Raw genomic sequence first — 4327 nt, 5'->3', positions numbered from 1 at the left:
TCACATGGGCAAGTTTTGATAACGATGGAGCATGTTATCAAACACATTGCCCACAATCGTCAATTGACCTGTTTTGTCGCTTTGAGTTTGCGCTCCGCGCTCAATAAATTTTCTTTTTTTGTTTTTTAGAGCTGTAAAGCTCTCTAAGGCCGTTAGATTAACGAAAGGGTACATAGTTATGTCTTTTTAGTGTTATAGCTGTCTACATGGCATCTATGTGCCTTAGAATTGATTTTGAATGACGGGTAATGCTCTTGTTTGGAACATCGTAGATACTAGGCGCTTTTTGCCAATATCGAAATGCGCGCAGTAAAGTCGAGCGCGTTCTCCAAAATAACCCCATCTAAAAAAGTCACCTCGCGCCCTACGAAGATGCTCTTAAAATAACGTTTTCAATATCTGAAATTATGATTAAAACGGATGTCAAAATGCGGAGTAAAAAAGGGTTTCAAAGGGGCTACCCTTTGGCACAGGGAGTGACGCTAAAACGAAGTTTTAAAGTGTAAACACTCCTGTCGTGCCTGTTTTTTGAGCTGTTTTTTAATGAGACGCCTCAAAAAATGATAAATCACTGTTTCTATTGGTATATTTTGCGGTATTTTTTATCTTTTGTGGCCATTTTTTAGTGATCGTGTTTTTTGCTTCTTTTGAGTTAAATATATCCTCGATCTTGAACAAATATTAAATGCGTTTTGAATTTTGTTAGATGCTTTTCGTGTATGGAATAAGTTCTTTTTCTAACGATTATATTTAGTCGGGTTAAAATTGGTCAAATTAATTTCGGTAACATACTTGAAGGTAAGGAATTTGAATGTTGCTGAGTTAGCATTGGCCCGTCTAAAAAAGCCAATTTCACCATCGCTGTTTTTTTAAAAGGTATCGAAAATATAATTATCGGGGATTTTATAACTGTTTTAGCCCTATTTCATGAGTTTTAGATACACTTATCCTACAAACCTTATTATGCTGCCCTCAATTCTGACTGAACTATCGCATGGGTGACTAAATCATTGACCGAATTTCCGACTCGGAAATTCGTAAACACCAGACGACTTTCACATAAAATACATTCGTACGGATCTACTTTTACATATCCTTTTAACATTGCGGCATACCCTGGCATTTTCGGCTCAGCTTCTATTGTCATACCTAAAGCTGCATAAACTCTAGGCAGAGCTTCTCCACGACGACGCATTGATAAAAAACCGTAGTATCGGATCATCTTGAAATGTTTATCAGGATAGTGCTCTACTATCCGTCTTATCATCTCTTCTGGTGATAATGTTAGGCTGTCTGTTGTTCCTGTTCGATGGTCTAAATAATTAAACGTTATCATTCCGCCTTTGGCGTAATGACTTAAACGTGACGCTGAAATTGGGGGCCGTTTTAAATACCGACCAAGATAGTTCATCGTCGGTTTTACATTATTTGTCTTTTTAGCAAAATGAAGCTTCCAACGACGATTATATTGACTGCTTAAAAAGCGTGACCAATCCGTTTTATTACGGATATAGGGGCATTCTTCGCTTGATAAATCAAGCTCATAATAAGCCTTACCCAATAAACTGACGATAGCCGCTCTCCAACAAGGCTCTGTCGTTTTCATTTGGAAGTAAATGGGTTTCCATAAACCGGTACGTTCACAAATTCCCCCACGAGTGACCGATAAATGTAAGTGCGTATTCCAATTCAGTTTTCGACCGTAAGTATGAAGAGCACAAAAGATACCGACATCTATTCCTTTATCTTTTGCCCATCCCAGCAGAATGTTTGCAGCACATTTGAATAATTTATTTAACAGCCAACGGTTATGACGAAAGATAGGCCATAGCGTGTTTGGAAGGGTAAAGGTGATGTGTTGATATTCGCATTCAGGGAAGACATGTTGTTGCTTTTGTATCCATCGCTCTGTGGCTTTCATGCCACAGCTACTGCACGCTCGAGATTTACAGGTTTGGTGAATATATTTGATATGGGTACAGTCAGGGTTGCAACAATGATATTCGCGAGAGCCAAAAGCCGCTGTCCCACAGGACAGCATCTTTGTGACATTTTCAATCACGACCGCTCTTAGGTTAGCTTTGTTATTATGAAGAAATTTAAGCCAGTTATTTTGACTATTAAATAATTGTTTCAGGGGTTTATATGCGTGCATGGCGATAGGATAAACGATTTATTGGCAACAATGGAAGAGGTTGAGTCCTTTTGATTTGCGCCGTAGGCGCCTATTGTTCCATAAGGGGCATATCACGCATGTATTCCCTTGTGTTATCTATAATTGCTTGTCGTAAGGCTATACAATGTGAACTAACTTTTTTCTATAGTCTTTTAGTAATGATAAAAAATAATTTTGATATATTAAGGATTGTTCTAGCATTAATTGTGATGCTTTTTCATATTGGCGGGTTGGCAAACATACCTGTTTTGACGTTTTTTCCAGGAGGTTTGGCTGTTAAGTGCTTCTTTGTAATAAGTGGTTTTTTGATCACAAAGAGTTATTTAAAAAATAATGGTATAAAAACTTATATAAAATCTAGGTTTATGAGGGTCTATCCATTATATTTTGTGGTTATTATCACTTCATTTTTGATTGGCTTAGTAATTACATCTTACGATTATCATACTTACTTGGTGGAGTCGTTGAGATACTTAGCTTCTAACCTTGTTTTTTTAAACTTCCTTCAACCCACATTACCAGGTGTTTTTACTGATATAGGCAACCATAGTGCTGTTAATGGATCGCTTTGGACAATCAAAGTTGAAGTTATGTTTTATATATCTATACCAATTATTTATGGTTTTTTCACAAAGTTCTTTTCAAAAGAAAAACTAACGATTTTAATTTTTATACTGTCTGTTTCTTGCTTTTATGTCTTATCGTACATTATTAACGAATATGGTTTGAACAAATCTGTTAACAATCAACTACCATCACTCATGTCTTATTTTATGGTAGGGGCATACTTAAGTTTTGTTGGTTTAAATTCCAAGTATATCAAAGGCTTACTCCTGCCTTCCCTCCTGGGTATATACTCTAGTATAGAATTATTTATGCCACTGTCAGTTGGGATCTTGACTGCTTATCTTGCTTTCTATACACCGCAAATTAAAGTTGATAAAAAGGTGGGAGATTTATCATATGGCATTTATATTTGGCATTTTCCAGTAATTCAGCTTTATCTATACTTAGGGTTGTTCTCTTCTCCGCTATTGGGTGTATTTATGGTTACTTTAACTGTTGGAGCTTTAGCTTATATAAGCTGGCATTACTTAGAAAATAGGATTATTCATCGTTATTGAACATAATGCTCGTATCACGAACCGCAAAGGTCGCCTAAAATTGGCGACCTTTTCTAGTATTAAGTTTATGGTTATCAATCAATAAACTTAATCCTTTTGTGTAAACGAGAATGCTAAAGCAGTTACTGTTTTACCCTTTTTAAGGGATTCATATTGAACGATAAGATCACTACTTTTATTTAATTCATCAATAGCTGGGTTGATAACCCTACGTGTTAATTCTTTAAATTGAGGGTATTTATCACTAACACCTAATGCCGATTTAAAATCAGCAATAGAAATAATTCTAGCCCCAGTAGAATTAAATCGCATTAATAACTCATACAGTCGAATGGAATGTCCTGATTTCAATTCGGATATATGCCGCAATTTGTATGTAGTAAATCTATTTTTAAGTACGCTAATATATTTTAAAACATCATCAGACCATGTAATAGTAACAGAACCCTCACCTTTCTTTTTTAGTACACTTTTTTGAACCCATCTTAACTTTATTTCTTCGTTATTATCTTTTAATGTTATTACCGCATCAAAGAGATGATCCGCCGCTTTATATAGATCTCTCCGCGCATTACTAATACCCATTAAATCACCATATTCTATTGCGGTAATAGTAATTTCGTTAGGAATTTCAGCTCTAGAATCTATTTTCCCTAAGCAGGCTAAAATAAGTTTTTGTGCTTGAACATTTAATTTATAACTCGCATCTACAAGATTATTTGATTTGGTTACTGAGAGATTATTCATATTTAAACCAGTCTATTTTTTTATTCACTATACACATAAGTGTACGAACTAAAACGACGTACACCCAACTTTGTGAGTTAGCGTGTCAATTTGTACACCTAAAAAGCCATTTAGCGTGTCAATTTGTACACCTAAACCGTCGTTTAGCGTGTCAATTTGTACACCTAATATCGCTGTAGCCCTTATGCAGCAAGGGCTACAGCGATGCTAAAAACAAGAAAGATCTATAAACAAGAAAGATTAAAAAGGAAAACGCCTGTGGATAAATAACTATTTAGAC

General features: G+C 35.6%; 3 protein-coding genes. 1 reads left to right on the top strand and 2 read right to left on the bottom strand.

Translation table 11 applies throughout. From position 1 onward, the window contains the following. Positions 1-961 precede the first annotated feature (961 nt). A complete protein-coding gene (locus tag VSAL_RS22275) occupies positions 962-2155 on the bottom strand; it encodes an IS91-like element ISVsa9 family transposase (protein ID WP_012548955.1) in 1194 nt (397 codons plus the stop codon). Between the two features lie 179 nt (positions 2156-2334). Between VSAL_RS22275 and VSAL_RS22270 the strand changes: the two genes are divergently transcribed. Then, positions 2335-3300, top strand: coding sequence for an acyltransferase family protein (locus VSAL_RS22270; RefSeq protein WP_012552338.1), 966 nt, complete (start codon positions 2335-2337; stop codon positions 3298-3300). 87 nt (positions 3301-3387) lie between these two features. On the opposite strand, the gene VSAL_RS22265 is transcribed toward VSAL_RS22270, so the two are convergent. Continuing rightward, positions 3388-4047 (bottom strand): replication initiation protein, encoded by a 660-nt coding sequence (locus VSAL_RS22265; RefSeq protein ID WP_012552337.1) that lies wholly within the window; start codon positions 4045-4047, stop codon positions 3388-3390. Positions 4048-4327 lie beyond the last annotated feature (280 nt).

This window comes from Aliivibrio salmonicida LFI1238, from assembly GCF_000196495.1.
Lineage (GTDB): Bacteria > Pseudomonadota > Gammaproteobacteria > Enterobacterales > Vibrionaceae > Aliivibrio > Aliivibrio salmonicida.
The sequence above is the reverse complement of the archived record's forward strand: the minus strand, read 5'-3'. Positions and strand labels throughout refer to the sequence as shown.

Excerpts from the sequence above, each read along its gene's own strand:
- VSAL_RS22265 (WP_012552337.1), bottom strand. The coding sequence starts at position 4,047 with ATGAATAATCTCTCAGTAACCAAATCAAATAATCTTGTAGATGCGAGT.
- VSAL_RS22275 (WP_012548955.1), bottom strand. The coding sequence starts at position 2,155 with ATGCACGCATATAAACCCCTGAAACAATTATTTAATAGTCAAAATAAC.
- VSAL_RS22270 (WP_012552338.1), top strand. The coding sequence starts at position 2,335 with ATGATAAAAAATAATTTTGATATATTAAGGATTGTTCTAGCATTAATT.